The organism is Streptococcus sp. SCPM-O-B-23252 (M501) (assembly GCF_058200355.1).
This window is the reverse complement of record NZ_JBYQGS010000002.1, coordinates 97,484-115,936: the sequence shown is the minus strand read 5'-3', so window position 1 is coordinate 115,936 and position 18,453 is coordinate 97,484. Positions and strand designations below refer to the sequence as shown.

Sequence of the window (18,453 nt, the reverse complement as noted above, 5' to 3'; positions counted from 1 at the left end):
CACCTAAGGAAAGTCTCTGAACAGATTTTATAGATAAAGTAAAAAGAGGTCCTAGACCTCTTTTTACTTTATCCAAGTGCTTTGACGGCTTCGATTGCAGCGTCGTAATTTGGTTCACTGTTGATATTGTCTAGGTATTCAACGTAAGTGACCTTGTTATCCGCATCTAAGACCAAGACAGCGCGCGCGAGCAAGTGCCATTCATTGATCAAGAGGCCGTAGGCTTTTCCGAAGGAATGGTCGAAGTAGTCTGAGAGCATGATGGCATTTTCGATCCCTTCTGCAGCACACCATTTGCCTTGGGCGAAAGGAAGATCGACAGAGACGGTTAAGACCACAGTGTCTTCCATGTCAGAGAGGGCCTGGTTGAAGTGACGTGTTTGAGTGGAACAGATACCTGTGTCAATGGATGGGATCACACTGAGGACTTTTTTCTTGCCAGCAAAATCAGCCAAAGATTTTTTCTCCAAGTTAGGAGTGGTCAGTGAAAAGTCGTGAGCAGTATCGCCAACTTGAAGTTGAGAGCCGGTAAAGGTAACAGGGTTTCCTAAAAATGTTGTCATAGTAAAGACTCCTTTTTTCTTTTCATTGTACATCAATGAAAGAGGGAGGGCCACTCATTTGACTGGAAAATCATTTCGAGCCAGGAACCTTATTTGTTCAAACCTTCTGCGATTTTCTCTAAATTCCATTTCATCATGCTGTAGTAGCTGTCGCCTTCTTCCCCTTCTTTGGCAATCGAGTCAGTGAAGATCTTTGCAAAGATAGGGATATTGGTATCCTTAGACACAGTTTTCATAGGACGCTCATCGACACTGGATTCGACAAAGAGGGACGGTACCTTGGTTTGACGCAATTTCTCTACCAACGTTTTGATTTGTTCGGGTGTCCCTTCTTCTTCCGTGTTGATTTCCCAGATATAGGCAGATGGGACGCCATAGGCTTTGGAGAAGTACTTGAAGCAACCTTCGCTGGTTACGATCATCTTCTTATCCTCTGGGATGTTCTTGAATGCTTGCTTGGCTTCTTGGTCTAGCTTACTGAGTTTTTCAGTATAGGCTGCTAGATTTTTTTCGTAGAAGTCCTTATTTTTTGGATCTTTGGCGATTAATTGTTTGGCAATGTTTTTAGCGTAGATGATTCCATTTTCGAGATTGAGCCAAGCGTGAGGGTCTTCTTTTCCAGCTTGGTTTTGGCCTTCCAGGTAGATGACGTCGACTCCCTCGCTCACTGCGAAATAGTCCTTGTTTTCTACTTTATTGGCATTTTTGACCAATTTAGTAAACCAAGCATTACCACCGGTTTCTAGATTGATCCCGTTGTAGAAGATCAGGTCGGCTTGTGAAGTTTTTTTGACATCTTCTGGTAGCGGTTCGTACTCGTGGGGATCTTGGCCGACAGGGACAATACTGTGTAGCTCGATTTTATCCCCAGCGATATTTTTGGTCATATCTGCGAGGATGGAGTTAGTGGTGACCACTTTCAATTTATCGGATGAGGACTTGGAAGAAGAGTCTTTGCTACAAGCCAGTAAACCAAATAAGAGAGCCACAAAGAGGGCTAAGACGGAAGTTAGTTTTTTCATTTTTTTCTCCTTTATGAGATTAATCTTAGTACGAAGGGGAATGTCTGTTCTTTCTCTGCTTGGGAGCGATAAAGAAGCTAATGAGAAAGAAGACGGCAGAAGTGATGACAATACAAGATCCGACAGCGATGTTGAAGCTATAACCAATAAAAAGTCCTAGGATGGATGCAAGAGCACCTAATCCGGATGAAAGGAGCATCATGGACCAGAGGCTATTGGCATAGAGATAGGCCGTCGCAGCAGGTGTGATGAGCATGGCGACGATGAGAATGGTCCCGACACTCTGCATAGCAGTGACAGAAACCAAGGTCAAGAGCACCATGAGGAGGTAGTGATAGACCTTGACCCGAACGCCCATGGATTGAGCGAGGACAGGATCGAAGGAAGTAAGTAGCAAGGGTCGAAAGAGCAGGCAAATCGCCAGTAAGACAGCCACACCAATACCAATGGTCATCCACATATCCTGGTCTTGAACAGCCAAGATATTCCCAAAGAGGATGTGGAAAAGGTCGGTGGAACTTTTAGCGACTCCAATCAAGATGACCCCTAAGGCGAGGAAAGAAGAAAAGGTAATCCCAATCGCCGTGTCGCTCTTGATGATGGAGTTGCTCTTGATATAGGTGATGAGGATGGAAGCTAAGAGGCCAAAGATGATGGCGCCAATAAAAAAGTTGATACCTAAGATAAAGGACAAAGCCACCCCTGGAAGGACTGCGTGCGAAATAGCGTCCCCCATGAGAGACAAGCCTCGCAGAATGATGAAACATCCGACCGCACCGGCGACGATCCCGATGGCAATAGCTGTAATGAGAGCGTTTTGGAGGAAATGAAATTGTTGTAATCCATCGATAAATTCTGCAATCATCTGATTTCACCTCCTATAAAGAGTTCATGCCCGTAGGCTGCATGCAGATTCTCTTTGGTAAAGGTTTCCTCTGTTTTCCCAAAAGCAATCAGTTTGCGATGAAGGAGGAGGACTTGGTCAAAGTAAGCTGGAACCTTGCTGAGATCGTGATGGACGATCAGGATGGTCTTGCCTTCCTTTTTCAGGGTTTGGAGTGTCTGCATGATGATGTCCTCGCTAACAGAGTCAATTCCAGCGAAGGGCTCATCCAAAAAGATGACATCTGCTTCTTGGACCAAGCAGCGGGCGATTAGGACCCGTTGGAATTGCCCTCCCGAGAGTTGACCAATCTGGCGATCCGCGAGATCAAGGAGATTGACAAGTTTTAGGGCATCTTCCACCTTTTGGAGATCCTCTTTGCTTTTTCGCTTGAAGATCGAAAGATGGGGATAGAGGCCCAGTGAGACACACTCCCGCACCGTGATGGGGAAGTGGAAATCAATAGCGGATTTCTGTTCGACGTAGGCCACTCGTTGAAGAACTTGGCCGAGGTCCTTTTGATCGAGCTGGACCTTTCCCGAATGGGGGAGAAGTCCTAGCATGGCCTTGATTAGGGTTGATTTCCCAGCTCCGTTGGGCCCAAGAATTCCTAGGATAGTTGGACCCTGGATGGTGAGGGAAAGATCCTCCAAGGCCAGTGTTTGCTGGTAGGCAACACTTAGATGTTCAATTTGAATCATGATTTTACTCCTTTATCATTAATATACATGAATGAAAAAATTAAGTCAAGTTAATTTTTAAAATAATTTAGGTTAAATCTCTTGTAATCATTGAAAAATAGACCTATTTTTGATAAGGTTATTAGAAAAGAATGAAAGCGAGAAGATCATGGTACGTTTACAAGATGATTTTTATGATTACGTCAATGGGAAATGGGCTGAGACGGCAGTGATTCCTGATGACAAACCGTCAACCGGTGGTTTTATGGACTTGATCCAAGACATCGAAAACTTGATGTTGGATATTACCGGAAAATGGCAACGGGGAGAAGAGCTGCCTGAAGACAGCATTCTGCAAAACTTTGTCAAATACCATAAAATGGTGGCAGATTTTGATGCACGGGAAGCAGCTGGTGTCGCTCCAGCTATGCCTTTGATCAATGAAATTAAGGCCTTGTCTTCTTTTGAAGACTATACCAGCAAGTTAGGCACCTATGAACTAGCTGGCAAACCAAATCTCTTGCCATTTAGCGTATCACCAGACTTTATGAATGCCCAAATGAATGTCTTATGGGGAGAAGCACTCGGTTTGATCTTGCCTGATACGACCTACTATGAAGAAGGCAATGAAAAAGGCCCAGAGTTATTGGCTGTTTGGCGTCAAATGGTTGAAAAGCTCTTGGCAAAATTTGATTTCTTAGAGGAAGAAATCAAAGATATCCTGGATAAGGTGATTGCGGCCGATGCAGAATTGGCCAAATATGTCTTGTCAAACGAAGAAAAATCAGAGTACAACAAACTCTACCATCCATATGAGTGGGCAGATTTCAAGGCCTTGGTTCCAGAATTGCCACTCGATACCTTCTTTACAGAAGTGATCGGGCAAACGCCAGATACTATCATTGTTCCAGAAGAGCGCTTCTGGAAGGAATTTGCACCAACATTCTACTCAGCAGCTAACTGGGAAACCCTTCATGCCAAGTTGAAACTTGGTGCAGCTCTTTCTTGGACGTCTTTCTTGACTGAAGAAATCCGTGTCTTATCTGGAGAGTATAGCCGTACGATTACAGGGACACCAGAAGCACGTCCGAAAGAAAAAGCCGCTTTGGCTTTGGCAGAAGGACCTTATAGCCAAGCACTTGGCCTTTGGTATGCAGGAGAAAAATTCTCACCAGAAGCGAAAGCAGACGTAGAGCATAAAGTAGCGACCATGATTGAGGTCTATAAGGATCGCTTAGAAAAAGCGGACTGGCTCGCTCCTGAGACTCGCGAAAAAGCCATTGTCAAACTCAATGTCATCACACCACATATCGGTTACCCTGAAAAGTTACCTGAAACATACGCCAAAAAGATCATCGACGAGAGCAAGACCTTGGTGGAAAATGCTCAAAAATTGGCTCAAATTTCCATCGAGCATGTCTGGAGTAAGTGGAACCAACCAGTCGATCGGAGCGAATGGCACATGCCAGCTAATATGGTCAATGCCTACTATGATCCGCAACAAAACCAAATCGTCTTCCCAGCAGCGATTTTACAAGCACCTTTCTATGACCTTCACCAATCATCATCAGCCAACTACGGCGGAATCGGTGCGGTCATTGCCCATGAAATCTCCCACGCCTTTGACACCAATGGAGCATCCTTTGACGAGCACGGTAGCTTGAAAGACTGGTGGAAGCCAGAAGATTACGAAGCCTTTACCGCTCGGACTCAAAAAGTTATCGATCAGTTCGAAGGTCAAGACTCATACGGTGCCAAGATTAACGGGAAATTGACCGTTTCTGAAAACGTGGCAGACCTCGGCGGTATCGCTGCAGCCCTTGAAGCGGCTAAGAAAGAGGAAGATTTCTCAGCAGAAGAATTCTTCACCAACTTTGCTCGCATCTGGCGCATGAAAGCTCGGACTGAGTACATGCAACTCCTCGCAAGTGTCGATGTCCACGCACCAGGAAAACTCCGTACCAATGTTCAATTACCAAACTTTGACGAATTCTTTGAAACCTTTGATGTCAAAGAAGGTGACGGCATGTGGCGTGCACCAGAAGACCGCGTGATTATTTGGTAAATTAAGATAGGAGAGACGATTCGGTTTACCGAAACTTCCTGCAGAAAAATAGGAAATCAATGCCGCATTCCATGAATGCCAATTGATTTATCTTTTTTCAAAAGGAAGTAGTCTCGACTTCAGTTGAGTGATTGCTTGACTTTCTTGACCATGTGGGCCATGCTCACCAGGCAATCTCTCTTTTTCTCGACGCTTTTAGGGCGAGTTCAATTTTGTGATAGTGATTTATCATTTTTTCAAAGGAAGTAGTCTCGACTTCAGTTAGGCGATTGATTGATTTTCTCGATGCTCGTGAAAGAATAAGAAATCCCCAAAGCCAAGTTTCAATCTACTGAAACTAGCTTTGGGGATTTTTGAGTGGATTAGAAATAACAGTGAATGTCATGATCTAAAAAAACTTGCTGGTAGTCATATAAATCTTCTGGATGTAGGGCCTTTATTCCTTCCATTTCATAGCGACGTCCTAAAAGCTTGTATTTGTTTTCTCCAAACTGGTGAAATGGGAGAAGTTGTACTTCATCGATATCGAGAGAATTAAAAAGAGAAGCAAATTCTTCAGCATCATTTAAAGAGTCATTGAAATTAGGAATGACTGGAATACGTAAAACAATTGTTTTGTTTTGAGCAAAGGCATAATGAATATTTTTAATAATCAGATGATTGTTGACTCCGACAACCTTCTTATGTTTAAGTGTATTGTAATGTTTAAGGTCTGTATAAATAAAATCAACATACTGAATGAGATCGACAAATTTCTCATGTTCAACAAAAGCTGTCGTTTCGATTGCAGTATGAAGTCCAACTTCTTTCGCAGCTTTTAAGATTGCTTTGGCAAATTCAAATTGAGCGAAGATTTCTCCACCAGACAGAGTAAGGCCACCACCAGATTCTTCGTAGAAGTCAACGTCTTTTAAGACATCATCTATGATCTCGGTAACTGTTTTTTCTTCTCCCGTGATGGTTTCCTTTTTAGTAACAGCATCTAACATTTTTTCAGGATTTGCACGCTGGGATTCAGGATTGGAGCACCATGGACAACGTAAAGGACATCCTTTTAGAAATACAGTGGTTCGGATTCCAGGGCCATCATGGATACTAAAGTGTTGGATATTAAAGATTATGCCACGATTTTGTTCCATATTTTGCTCTCCTATCAATCTAGTAAGTCTATTATACATTATTTAAGAAACTAATTCAATTACGAACGAAAGTTTATTTTGTTTTGAATTCACTCGAAAATTTGCTAAAATAGAGAAGAGGTAAAAACAATGCAACGTTTAGATGAAATATTGAAATTAGTATCGGAGTTTGAAAAGATTGATGTTAATAGCTTGTCTGAGAAATTACAAGTCTCTAAAGTGACCATTCGAAAGGATTTGGACAAGCTAGAATCCAAAGGATTATTGCATAGAGAACATGGCTATGCTGTTTTGAATAGTGGAGATGATATCAATGTTCGATTGTCCTTTCAATATGATACCAAGAAAAGAATAGCCAGGGAAGCTGCTAAATTAATTAAGGATAACGACACGGTTTTGATTGAATCGGGCTCTACTTGTGCCTTGCTAGCAGAAGAAATTTGCCAAACAAAAAAGAATGTCAAGATTGTGACAAATTCTTATTTTATTGCAGATTATATTCAGGAATATGATTCCTGTAAAATCATCCTACTTGGTGGTGAATTTCAAAAAGAATCGAGAGTGACTGTAGGTCCGCTTTTGAAAGAATTAATCCGCTCGTTTAGAGTTCCCTTTGCTTTTGTAGGGGTTGACGGATATGATGATGAACTTGGCTTTACTGGGAAAGATATGATGAGAAGTGAAGTTGTTCAAGCTATGTCTGATGTTTCTAAGGAAGTGGTTGTCTTGACAGACTCAAGTAAATTTGGGAAATGTGGAACTGTCAGACGATTTGCACTTTCACAAGTTTCGAGAGTCATAACAGATAAGAATATATCTCAAGAAGCGAAAGAAAAACTTGAGGATTCGCAAACGATTTTAACTTTAGTATAAGAAGGAGAAGCCAATTGAAAGATGAACGGAAAAAGTTACTTGCTAAATTAGCCTATCTATACTATGTTGAAGACAAAAGTCAATCGCAAATCGCAGCAGAAACTGGAATCTACCGTACAACTGTCAGCAGAATGCTAGCAGAAGCCAAGAAAGAGGGAGTTGTAAAAATTGAAATCGAAAACTTTGATACTCGCCTCTTCCATTTAGAAAATTATATCAAACAAAAATATGGCTTAAAAGCTATCGAGATTATACCGAATCTAGTTGATGAGCCTCGAGAAAGCCTTGAAAAGCGACTGGCTCAAGCAAGTGCGGTCATGCTTCGTAATTTGATTGAAGATGGAATGACAGTCGGATTTTCATGGGGCAAGTCTCTCAGATTAATGGTAGAACAAGTTGGAACGAAGCGCTTGGATGGTGTTCAATTTTATCCCCTAGCTGGAGGTCCCAGTCATATTCATGCTCGCTACCATGTCAATACGCTGATCTACAGTATGGCGAGTAAATTTCATGGGGAATGTCATTTTATAAACGCGAGTGTCATTCAAGAAAATTCTGAGGTGACGGAAGGCATCTTATCTTCTAAGTATTTTGAGGATTTGAAAGCTAGCTGGCGTTGTTTGGATGTTGCGGCTGTAGGGATTGGTGGCTATGCAGATAGCAAGAATCCTCAGTGGTTTGATATGCTGACATCAAATGATTTTAGGAAATTGGAGTCAGAACATGCTGTAGGAGAAGTATGCTGTCGTTTCTTTGATCAAGAAGGTGTCCCCGTTTATCCTGAATTACAGGAAAGAACAATATCTATCACATTGGAGGAATTGAGAAAGGTACCAAACACCATCTCTTTGGCCTACGGTGATCAAAAAGCAAAAGCAATTTTATCGGTTTTGAAAGCCAACTATATCAATCATTTAGTCACTGATGAAGCGACGATCTTAAAAGTTTTAGAATTAGATGGTGATCAGCAATTTACTAAAAAATAGGACAGCAAGGATGCAGTCCTTATTTTTTTGAGTCAAAAAGCACAAATGTGCAAAAATCAAAAATAACAATCAAATGTTGCGATTTTTATTGACCGGCAAAAATATAAATGGTATATTGACAATAGAAAAAGCGCTTTCAGTAGATTGACAAAGGAGTGTAGTGCACATGGAAATAATTGTTGCAGACCAAATTATTATGGGATTGATTTTAAATGCGGGTGATGCTAAACAGCATATTTACCAAGCTTTATCATATGCTAAGGAGGGCGATTTTACATCTTCTGAAGGCGAAATTGCAAAAGCAGATGCAGCATTGCTAGAAGCGCATAACCTGCAAACACAATTTTTAGCCCAGGAAGCAGGTGGGACAAAGACAGATATTACAGCTCTGTTTGTGCACTCACAAGATCACTTAATGACTTCAATCACAGAGATTAACTTGATTAAAGAAATGATTGACTTACGTAAAGAACTTTCAGCGAAACAATAAGGAGGAAAAGAAGATGAAAATTGGATTGTTTTGTGCAGCAGGATTTTCAACAGGAATGTTGGTAAATAATATGAAGGTGGCGGCTAAGGAATTAGGGATTGATGCTGAGATCGATGCCTATTCTCAAGCGAAATTAGCAGATTTTGCCCCAGAAATCGATGTTGCATTGTTGGGCCCTCAAGTAGCTTATACTTTGGATAAATCAAAAGCGATTTGTGAGGCAAACCATATTCCTATTGCTGTCATCCCTATGGCAGATTATGGGATGTTGGATGGTAAGAAAGTACTAAATCTAGCTCTAGAATTGCTAGGAGAAAAATAAGGAGGCTTCCCATGTCTAATTTTAATTCTCAGAAAATTATCGCTCCAATCATGCGTTTTGTAAACATGAAAGGAATTATTGCTCTTAAAGATGGGATGTTAGCGATCCTTCCATTAACGGTAGTTGGTAGTTTGTTTCTGATTATTGGGCAATTACCATTTGAAGGTCTTAATCAGGCTATTGCTAGTGTATTTGGCGATACATGGACAGAGCCATTTATGCAGGTTTATTCAGGAACATTCGCCATCATGGGATTAATTTCTTGCTTCTCCATTGGTTATTCATATGCTAAAAACAGTGGAGTAGAACCCTTGCCAGCAGGAGTTTTGTCCTTATCTTCATTCTTTATCTTGTTAAAATCTTCTTATGTACCAGCTAAGGGAGAACCGATTGGTGATGCCATTGCAAAAGTATGGTTTGGTGGTCAAGGGATTATTGGTGCTATTATTATTGGTCTGGTAGTTGGTGCGATTTATACTGTGTTTATCCAAAGACATATTGTTATTAAAATGCCAGAACAAGTACCTCAAGCCATTGCCAAACAATTTGAAGCGATGATTCCTGCTTTCGTGATTTTCTTACTATCAATGATTGTCTATATCGTATCAAAAGTAGTGACAAGTGGCGGTACCTTCATTGAAATGATCTATGATGTCATTCAGGTTCCTCTACAAGGTCTAACAGGATCACTTTACGGAGCGATTGGAATTGCCTTCTTTATTTCGTTCTTGTGGTGGTTTGGTGTGCACGGACAATCAGTTGTCAATGGTGTAGTAACAGCCTTGCTACTTTCTAACCTGGATGCCAATAAATCAATGTTGGCAGCTGGGAAGCTATCCGTTGAAAATGGTGCCCACATTGTAACCCAACAATTCCTAGATAGTTTCCTTATTTTGTCTGGATCAGGTATAACCTTTGGTTTGGTTATTGCTATGTTATTTGCTGCTAAGTCAAAACAATATAAGGCACTTGGGAAAGTTGCAGCTTTTCCTGCAATCTTCAATGTTAATGAACCCGTCGTATTTGGCTTCCCAATTGTAATGAACCCAGTGATGTTCCTTCCATTTATTATCGTTCCAATTTTAGCAGCGATAATTGTTTATACTTCAATTGCTATTGGGTTCATGCATCCATTCTCAGGTGTGACCCTTCCTTGGAGTACACCAGCCATTATTTCTGGATTTATGGTTGGAGGTTGGCAAGGTGCTTTCGTTCAAGTGCTAGTTCTTGCAACCTCGACTGTCGTATATTTCCCATTCTTCAAATTCCAAGATAATCTTGCTTATAACAATGAATTACAAGCTGAAAAATAGTGCGTTTATTAGGAATGCACAGATGTGCGACTAGAATAGAATTTATAGGTATAATCCATAATTCATTGAAATTCGTAAAATTTAATGCTACTATAGTTACGAAAGAAAACAAAATAATTTCAAAAGAAAGGTTTTGAAAAAATGAAACAAGTAGAAGTAGCGAGTACAAGCATTAAAACAGAATATTTTGGAAGCCTCACTGAACGCATGAATAAGTATCGTGAAGATGTCTTAAACAAGAAGCCTTATATCGACGCTGAACGTGCCGTTCTTGCAACTAAGGCATATGATCGTTATAAGGAACAACCAAATGTTCTTAAACGTGCCTATATGTTGAAAGAGATTCTTGAAAATATGACAATCTATATTGAGGATGAATCCATGATTGCTGGAAACCAAGCATCCTCTAATAAAGATGCTCCGATCTTCCCAGAATATACTTTAGAGTTCGTTCTGAAGGAATTGGATCTTTTTGAAAAGCGGGATGGTGACGTCTTTTATATTACGGAAGAAACGAAAGAGCAGCTCCGTAGTATCGCACCGTTCTGGGAAAATAATAACTTACGTGCAAGAGCTGGAGCTCTTCTACCTGAAGAAGTATCTGTCTATATGGAAACAGGATTCTTCGGTATGGAAGGGAAGATGAATTCAGGAGATGCCCACTTAGCAGTCAATTATCAAAAATTATTGCAATATGGCTTGAAAGGTTTTGAAGAAAGAGCTCGCCAAGCTAAAGCAGCCCTAGATCTAACGGATCCAGCTAGCATTGATAAGTACCATTTTTACGATTCAATCTTTATCGTAGTTGATGCTGTTAAGACCTATGCTCAACGATTTGTGGAACTTGCTAAACAACTTGCTGAAACAGCAACTCCTGAACGTAAGAAGGAATTGCTTGAAATTGCAGAGATTTGCTCAAAAGTTCCATACGAGCCTGCAAGTACATTTGCAGAGGCTGTTCAGTCTGTTTGGTTTATCCAATGTATTCTTCAGATTGAATCAAATGGACACTCACTTTCATATGGCCGTTTTGACCAATATATGTATCCATACGTTAAAGCTGATTTGGAAAGTGGACGGGAAACTGAAGAGAGTATTGTTGAACGCTTGACCAACCTGTGGATTAAGACTATTACAATTAACAAAGTACGTAGTCAAGCACATACCTTCTCATCTGCAGGTAGTCCGCTTTATCAAAACGTTACGATTGGTGGTCAAACGCGTGATAAGAAAGATGCCGTTAACCCATTATCTTATTTAGTGTTGAAGTCTGTTGCTCAAACTCACCTTCCTCAACCAAACTTAACAGTTCGTTACCATGCTGGTTTGGATGCCCGCTTCATGAACGAATGTATTGAAGTTATGAAGCTCGGATTCGGTATGCCTGCTTTCAATAATGATGAGATCATTATTCCATCCTTTATTTCAAAAGGTGTTCTTGAAGAAGATGCTTATGATTACAGTGCAATTGGTTGTGTAGAAACAGCTGTTCCAGGTAAATGGGGATATCGCTGTACAGGTATGAGTTATATGAACTTCCCTAAAGTTTTGCTCATCACGATGAATGATGGAATCGATCCTGCTTCTGGCAAGCGATTTGCACCAAGCTTCGGTCATTTTAAAGACATGAAGAGCTTCGATGAATTGCAGACTGCTTGGGACAAGACTTTGCGCCACTTAACTCGCATGAGTGTGATCGTAGAAAACTCGATCGACCTATCTCTTGAAAGAGAAGTGCCAGATATCCTCTGTTCAGCTTTGACAGATGACTGTATTGGACGTGGAAAACACCTAAAAGAAGGTGGAGCTGTCTACGATTATATTTCTGGTTTACAAGTGGGTATTGCAAACTTATCCGATTCACTTGCAGCAATCAAGAAACTGGTATTCGAAGAAGGACGCTTAACGCCACAAGAGCTATGGCATGCTCTGGAAACCGATTACGAGGGCGAACGTGGAAAAGAAATCCAAGAGATGCTTATCCATGATGCACCGAAGTATGGAAACGATGATGACTATGCAGACAGCTTAGTTCGAGAAGCATACGATATTTATGTGGATGAAATTGCTAAATATCCAAATACTCGCTATGGACGTGGGCCAATCGGTGGTATCCGTTACTCAGGTACATCTTCTATTTCAGCCAATGTAGGACAAGGTCGTGGAACATTAGCTACTCCGGACGGTCGTAATGCTGGAACTCCACTAGCAGAAGGATGCTCTCCATCCCACAATATGGACCAACATGGCCCAACATCTGTTCTAAAATCTGTTTCTAAATTGCCAACAGATGAAATTGTTGGTGGTGTTTTACTGAACCAAAAAGTAAACCCACAAACTTTAGCCAAAGAAGAAGATAAATTAAAACTTATTGCTTTACTCCGTACGTTCTTTAATCGTCTACATGGATACCATATTCAATACAATGTGGTTTCTAGAGAAACGTTGTTAGATGCTCAAAAACATCCGGAAAAACACCGTGACTTAATTGTACGTGTTGCAGGCTACTCAGCTTTCTTCAATGTACTATCAAGAGCTACACAAGATGATATTATTGGACGGACAGAGCATACTCTATAGTAAAGAGGTATGTATATGGAATTTATGCTTGATACTTTAAATTTAGATGAGATAAAAAAATGGGCACGAGTGTTACCCCTTGCTGGGGTAACTTCGAACCCAACAATTGCTAAAAAAGAAGGGGACATTGATTTTTTTGATCGTATCCATAAGGTGCGAGAAATCATTGGGGGCTCTCCTTCCATCCATGTTCAAGTTGTCGCAAAAGATTATGAAGGAATTTTGAAAGATGCGGCTAAAATTCGCGAACAATGCGATGAAAACACCTATATTAAAGTCCCAGTAACACCTGAAGGACTTGCTGCAATTAAAGTGTTAAAAGCAGAGGGTTACAAAATTACTGCAACAGCAATCTATACTGTTTTTCAAGGGCTGTTAGCGATTGAGGCAGGAGCCGACTATTTAGCACCTTATTACAATCGTATGGAAAACTTAAACATTGATTCAGCTCAGGTTATTTCTCAGTTAGCGAGTGCCATAGAGCGTAATCATTCATCAAGCAAAATTCTAGCAGCTTCCTTTAAAAATGTAGCTCAAGTTAATCGAGCATTTAAAGAAGGAACACAAGCAATTACGGCAGGGGCAGATGTATTTGAAGCAGCTTTTGGAATGCCTTCTATTGCAAAAGCAGTAGATGACTTCGAAGCAGATTGGTCAGCCGTTCATCATAAGAATACAATTTGATAAAGGAGGAGTGTATGAGAAATTTTGCAAGTCCATCTCGTTACATTCAAGGTGAAAATGCTTTATTTGAAAATGCAAAACCTATTTTAGAACTGGGGAGTCATCCCGTTTTACTCTGTGATTCAGTAGTCTATGATATCGTAGGGGAACGTTTTGAAAAGTATCTCCTTCGGTATGGCTTTACAGTTTTGCCAGTATTCTTCAATGGTGAAGCTTCTGATAATGAAATCAATCGTGTGGTCAGTCTGGCAGAAGAGAATGGCTGTGACTTAGTCATCGGACTTGGCGGAGGAAAGACCATCGATAGTGCAAAAGCCATTGCCGATCTTCTAAAATCACCAGTTGTCATTGCTCCGACCATTGCCTCTACAGATGCTCCGGTTTCAGCCTTGTCAGTTATCTACACGGATGAAGGTGCCTTTGCTCGCTATATCTTCTATTCTAAAAACCCAGAATTGGTCTTGGTGGATAGCAAAGTCATCTCTCAAGCACCGAAACGTTTGCTCGCTTCTGGTATCGCAGATGGATTAGCGACTTGGGTTGAAGCGCGTGCGGTGATGCAAGCCAACGGAAAAACCATGCTAGGCAAACACCAAACTTTAGCTGGTGTCGCGATTGCGCAACGTTGTGAAGAAATCTTATTTGCAGACGGACTTCAAGCCATGGCTGCTTGTGAAGCCAAAGTGGTAACGCCTGCTCTTGAAAACATCATTGAAGCCAATACCCTTCTCAGTGGGATTGGATTTGAAAGTGGTGGCTTGGCAGCAGCTCACGCCATCCATAATGGCTTTACGGCCCTCACTGGGGACATCCACCATTTGACCCACGGTGAAAAAGTAGCCTATGGAACCTTGGTTCAATTGTTCTTGGAAAACCGTCCAAAAGAAGAATTGAACAAATACATTCGTTTCTATCAACAAATTGGCATGCCAACTACTCTGAAAGAAATGCATCTTGAAAATGCAAGCTATGAAGATCTTCTCAAGGTTGGCCAACAAGCAACGATTGAAGGGGAAACTATCCATCAAATGCCATTTGAAGTGAAAGCATCTGATATTGCCCAAGCCATTGTAGCAGTGGATGCTTATGTCAAGTCCTTAGGCTAAAGAAAGATCGATCATCTATATAGAACGGAACTCCTTTCTAAAATAAGAACTCCCATTGCCAACAGGCAAGGGAGTTCTTGTTTTATTTTCTTCTTTTTGGATCGGTTTGTTTAAAGATCAGGTATAAGATTCCGGCTGGCAAGAAACAGAAGAGCCACATGACATCTAGTCTCTTATGATTACTGCTAGAGTTTGTTGCTTTAGAATCGCTCACGGCTATTCCCGCTTTAATACTTGGAGATACCTGTTGCAAGCCATTTTGAACGTCCAGGCGATTGTTTTCCAGTTTAATTGCTGGATTCGTGCCTTTTTTAACGGTTGCATAGAAGTCTTGCTTCAAGTGTACTGTCTTTCCGTCGATCGTGTGGTCCCCTGCAGAGAGGACTTTTTTGTATTGGTAATCTGCAAACATTTTTTCGGCTAAAGTATTTCCGATTTGATTGCGGTAGCTTTCGGCGATCTCAACATCGTAGTTTCCAACGCCTAGGATGACTTCGATAATCCGCTGTTTACCCCGTTTGGTTGTTGCGGTGTAGTTGTAGTCAGCAGTTGGGCTAGATCCTGTCTTTAGTCCATCAGTTCCCTTAAGGGAGAACTTTCCACCTTCGAGGGAGGTGTTGTAATTATCGTAGCTTTGCTCGTAGGGGGTCCCTTTCATGATGGTGGTATGGGCTTGCTTGGTATATTCCAACATCTCTGGCAGGTCGTTCACGATGTGATAAGCCAGAATAGACATGTCTCGCGCCGTAATTTCGTTGTTGGCATTGACATCATAGCGCTGCGGATTGTAGTAGCCTTGGAGCACCGAAATCATCGCCCCATTTGGATTGTGCCATTTGGTATTTGTCATCCCCATTTCTTGCGCGTACTGATTCATTAGATCCAAAAACTTATCGGGATCGTTGTCAGTGATAGCGTTCGCTAGCATGATCACAGCTGCGCTGGAAGAGGGAACAAAGAGCATCTTGATCAATTCCGATACTTTGTAGTCTACGCCAGCTACAATCGGTGAGTTACTTAACAGATTGTTTTCCGAAATGGCTTGGTCTGCTGCAGTTGCTGTGACGACGGTATCGTACGTGATCTTCCCTTCTTTAATGGCTCGAAAGACCACATAGGCACTCATGAGCTTGGCCATGCTTCCTGAGTCACGGACTGTGTCGATATTGTCCCCGTATAGAATGGCTCCAGTATTGGCATCGATGACGATGTCTGCCTTGGGTTTGTAAAAATCATCCAATTCTAATCCAGCATCGGCTGCGATTTTCATCACATCTTCTTGCTGGTAAAGGTCGTCCGCAAAAGCAGTAGAGATAGGGCCTAATGTCAAGACTCCTACAAGGAGGGACAAGAGGCTGTGTTTTAGTCGTTTGTGTAAATGTCTCCCATAATTCATAGATTTCATTATATCATACAGGCCAGGAATTAAAACGAGAAAAATTCTAGAAAAAGAAGAAAGTGGAAAAAGAAAGAAGAAAGAGAATAATTTCGCGGTAAAAGCGTTTACATTTTTCCGTAAAGTGCTATAATTTAATATGAAGAATAACATTTTATACAGAGGTGATCCATATGAAAAAAGGGAAGCTACTCTTAGCCACCGGCGCTCTACTTTTGTCTGTAAGCGCACTGGTAGCCTGCTCACAAGGAGGGAAATCTTCAAGTTCGGGTGAAAAAGTTTTTAGCTATGTTTACACTACTGATCCAGATACATTAGATTATTCTCTGTCCAATAAGCAATCAACTTCAGAATTTACAGGAAATGCTGAAGATGGCTTATTAGAAGTGGATCAGTATGGGAACTTAATTTCATCTCTTGCTAAGGATTGGTCTGTCTCAAAGGATGGTTTGACATACACTTATAAGCTCCGTAAAGGGGTTAAATGGGTAACCGCTGAGGGGGAAGAATTCGGAGAAGTTAAGGCTCAAGACTTTGTGACGGGGCTTCAACATGCTGCGGATAAAAAGTCTCAAGCTCTTTACTTGGTCCAGAAGTCAGTGAAAGGATTGGATGATTATGTATCTGGAAAATCCAAAGATTTCTCTACTGTTGGAGTCAAGGCTATTGATGATTATACCGTTGAGTATACGTTGAGTCAGCCTGAAAGTTTCTGGAATTCTAAAACCACCATGGGCATTTTGATGCCAGTTAATAAAGAATTCTTAGATTCTAAAGGGGATGACTACGGTCAAGGCACTAACCCTTCTAGTATTCTTTATTGTGGCCCATATTTGATTAAATCCATCACATCTAAATCTGTTGTGACCCTTGAAAAAAATCCCTCTTATTGGGATGCTGATAATGTAAAAATTTCTAAGGTCAAGCTAACCTATTATGATGGACAAGATTCAGAATCTTTGATTCGTGGCTTTGATAACGGAGACTTTACGGTTGCCCGTGTCTTTCCGAATGGTTCCAACTATAAGAGTGTAGAGAAGAAACACAAAGATGACATCGTCTTTAGTGACCAAGGATCTTCTACTTATAACTTGTCCTTCAATATTGACCGTCAAGCTTATGAGATTACGACGAAGACGACAGATGCTCAAAAGAGCTCAACCAAGAAAGCAATCTTGAATAAGGACTTCCGTCAAGCAGTCTTGTTTGCATTTAATCGTCAGGCATATGTAGCTCAAGCTAATGGTGAGGCATCTGCCGATAAGGTTATTCGAAATACTTTTGTTCCACCTAGCTTTGTTCAAATTGATGGAAAAGAATTTGGTAACTCGGTAGAAAAATATCTAGGAGAACATGGGGAAGAATGGCAAGGAGTATCTGTTACAGATGGAAAAGATACTCTTTATAATCCAAATAAGGCAAAAGAAGAATTTGCTAAGGCTAAAACAGTACTTCAAAGTCAAGGAGTTGAATTCCCAATTCATTTGGATCTTCCAGTAGCATCAACTTATACTGTAGGCGTTAAACAGGCCCAATCTTTTAAACAATCGATTGAATCAACCCTAGGGTCAGAAAATGTTGTTATCGACCTAAAAATGGTTTCTGAGGATGATCTTCAACGAGTGACCTACTTTGCTGAAAATGCTTCTCAACAAGACTGGGATTTGAACAATAACTTGGGTTGGGGACCAGACTATACCGATCCATCTTCTTACCTAGATATCACAAACTCTAAGACGGGTGAAAATGCCAATGCCTACTTTGGATTTGATGCGGGTACCAATAATGCCGCAGCCAAAGAAGCTGGTTTTGATGAATATGATCAATTGATCGAAGATGCGCACAATGAAACCAAAGATGTCAATGCCCGCTATGAAAAATATGCTAAGGCTCAGGCTTGGTTGACAGATAGTGCCCTCTTGATCCCGATTCATTCAGATGGTGCCTCTCCAGGTGTGCGTAAGACAGTTCCATACTCAGCTGCCTTTGCTTGGACAGGACACAAGGGTCAATCCTTCAACTACAAGTACTTGGAATTGCAAGACAAAGTTTTGACAGCCAAAGAGTACGATGAAGCGCGTGAACAATGGAAGAAAGAAAAAGAAGAATCCAATAAGAAAGTTCAAAAAGAACTAGAAAGTCACGTAGAAGACTAGGAATTTAAGAGCAATTGTCTATTGAACAGGGAAGAGAATGGGACAGAAATCGGTAATTCGTTAGAATTCGATTTCGTCGTCCCACCTCCGCACAGTTGAGTAGGGCTGTAAAAGCTGGTGAAATCAGCGTAGTAGAGCCCACTCAACCACTGCGTCTTGCTCAACAATCCAAAAATAATTGAGAGGCTAGGACTT

16 protein-coding genes are annotated in these 18,453 nt (G+C 41.1%); 10 read left to right on the top strand and 6 right to left on the bottom strand.

Annotated elements, in window-relative coordinates; translation table 11 throughout:
* Positions 1 to 68: 68 nt before the first annotated feature.
* The 4 genes from tpx to AC3E6G_RS06880 all read right to left on the bottom strand — a co-directional run bounded on the left by tpx (position 69) and on the right by AC3E6G_RS06880 (position 3,169).
* A complete protein-coding gene (tpx, locus tag AC3E6G_RS06895) occupies positions 69 to 563 on the bottom strand; it encodes a thiol peroxidase (protein WP_023027611.1) in 495 nt (164 codons plus the stop codon).
* A gap of 89 nt (positions 564 to 652) precedes the next feature.
* A complete protein-coding gene (gene fimA, locus AC3E6G_RS06890; protein WP_490700715.1) occupies positions 653 to 1,585 on the bottom strand; it encodes a metal ABC transporter substrate-binding lipoprotein/fibrin-binding adhesin FimA in 933 nt (310 codons plus the stop codon).
* Positions 1,586 to 1,610: 25 nt separating this feature from the next.
* Positions 1,611 to 2,450 carry a metal ABC transporter permease gene (locus tag AC3E6G_RS06885; protein ID WP_009732123.1) on the bottom strand — a complete coding sequence of 280 codons (840 nt, stop codon included), beginning with the start codon at positions 2,448 to 2,450 and terminating at the stop codon, positions 1,611 to 1,613.
* On the bottom strand, positions 2,447 to 3,169 hold the full coding sequence (locus tag AC3E6G_RS06880; protein WP_490700714.1) for a metal ABC transporter ATP-binding protein: 723 nt from the start codon (positions 3,167 to 3,169) through the stop codon (positions 2,447 to 2,449). Before AC3E6G_RS06880 ends, AC3E6G_RS06885 begins: the two co-directional genes overlap by 4 nt.
* A gap of 148 nt (positions 3,170 to 3,317) precedes the next feature.
* On the opposite strand from AC3E6G_RS06880, the gene AC3E6G_RS06875 reads away from it, so the two are divergent.
* Positions 3,318 to 5,213, top strand: coding sequence for a M13 family metallopeptidase (locus AC3E6G_RS06875; RefSeq protein ID WP_490700713.1), 1,896 nt, complete (start codon positions 3,318 to 3,320; stop codon positions 5,211 to 5,213).
* Between the two features lie 362 nt (positions 5,214 to 5,575).
* Here AC3E6G_RS06875 and AC3E6G_RS06870 read toward each other — a convergent pair whose 3' ends face one another.
* Positions 5,576 to 6,352, bottom strand: a complete 777-nt coding sequence (locus AC3E6G_RS06870; protein WP_006595065.1) for a glycyl-radical enzyme activating protein — start codon at positions 6,350 to 6,352, stop codon at positions 5,576 to 5,578.
* 129 nt (positions 6,353 to 6,481) lie between these two features.
* Between AC3E6G_RS06870 and AC3E6G_RS06865 the strand changes: the two genes are divergently transcribed.
* The 8 genes from AC3E6G_RS06865 (at position 6,482) to AC3E6G_RS06830 (ending at position 14,706) form a co-directional block, all read left to right on the top strand.
* Entirely contained in the window at positions 6,482 to 7,225 is a 744-nt protein-coding gene (locus AC3E6G_RS06865; protein WP_048691618.1) for a DeoR/GlpR family DNA-binding transcription regulator, read from the top strand.
* Positions 7,226 to 7,239: 14 nt separating this feature from the next.
* Positions 7,240 to 8,211: a sugar-binding transcriptional regulator gene (locus tag AC3E6G_RS06860; RefSeq protein ID WP_006595063.1), complete on the top strand. Its 972-nt coding sequence runs from the start codon at positions 7,240 to 7,242 to the stop codon at positions 8,209 to 8,211.
* A gap of 166 nt (positions 8,212 to 8,377) precedes the next feature.
* Complete coding sequence (locus AC3E6G_RS06855; RefSeq protein ID WP_048691622.1) at positions 8,378 to 8,701, top strand: PTS lactose/cellobiose transporter subunit IIA; 324 nt, start codon at positions 8,378 to 8,380, stop codon at positions 8,699 to 8,701.
* A gap of 13 nt (positions 8,702 to 8,714) precedes the next feature.
* Positions 8,715 to 9,023 carry a PTS sugar transporter subunit IIB gene (locus AC3E6G_RS06850; RefSeq protein WP_013904534.1) on the top strand — a complete coding sequence of 103 codons (309 nt, stop codon included), beginning with the start codon at positions 8,715 to 8,717 and terminating at the stop codon, positions 9,021 to 9,023.
* Between the two features lie 11 nt (positions 9,024 to 9,034).
* Entirely contained in the window at positions 9,035 to 10,336 is a 1,302-nt protein-coding gene (locus AC3E6G_RS06845; RefSeq protein WP_048691625.1) for a PTS sugar transporter subunit IIC, read from the top strand.
* A 141-nt stretch (positions 10,337 to 10,477) separates the two neighbouring features.
* Positions 10,478 to 12,916: a glycyl radical protein gene (locus AC3E6G_RS06840; RefSeq protein WP_023027619.1), complete on the top strand. Its 2,439-nt coding sequence runs from the start codon at positions 10,478 to 10,480 to the stop codon at positions 12,914 to 12,916.
* Between the two features lie 15 nt (positions 12,917 to 12,931).
* Complete coding sequence (locus tag AC3E6G_RS06835) at positions 12,932 to 13,600, top strand: fructose-6-phosphate aldolase (RefSeq protein WP_342983640.1); 669 nt, start codon at positions 12,932 to 12,934, stop codon at positions 13,598 to 13,600.
* A 14-nt stretch (positions 13,601 to 13,614) separates the two neighbouring features.
* Positions 13,615 to 14,706 (top strand): glycerol dehydrogenase, encoded by a 1,092-nt coding sequence (locus AC3E6G_RS06830; RefSeq protein ID WP_490700712.1) that lies wholly within the window; start codon positions 13,615 to 13,617, stop codon positions 14,704 to 14,706.
* An 82-nt stretch (positions 14,707 to 14,788) separates the two neighbouring features.
* Here AC3E6G_RS06830 and AC3E6G_RS06825 read toward each other — a convergent pair whose 3' ends face one another.
* Complete coding sequence (locus tag AC3E6G_RS06825; RefSeq protein WP_490700711.1) at positions 14,789 to 16,111, bottom strand: DUF1958 domain-containing protein; 1,323 nt, start codon at positions 16,109 to 16,111, stop codon at positions 14,789 to 14,791.
* A 164-nt stretch (positions 16,112 to 16,275) separates the two neighbouring features.
* Between AC3E6G_RS06825 and AC3E6G_RS06820 the strand changes: the two genes are divergently transcribed.
* Positions 16,276 to 18,258 carry a peptide ABC transporter substrate-binding protein gene (locus AC3E6G_RS06820; protein WP_490700710.1) on the top strand — a complete coding sequence of 661 codons (1,983 nt, stop codon included), beginning with the start codon at positions 16,276 to 16,278 and terminating at the stop codon, positions 18,256 to 18,258.
* Positions 18,259 to 18,453: the final 195 nt, after the last annotated feature.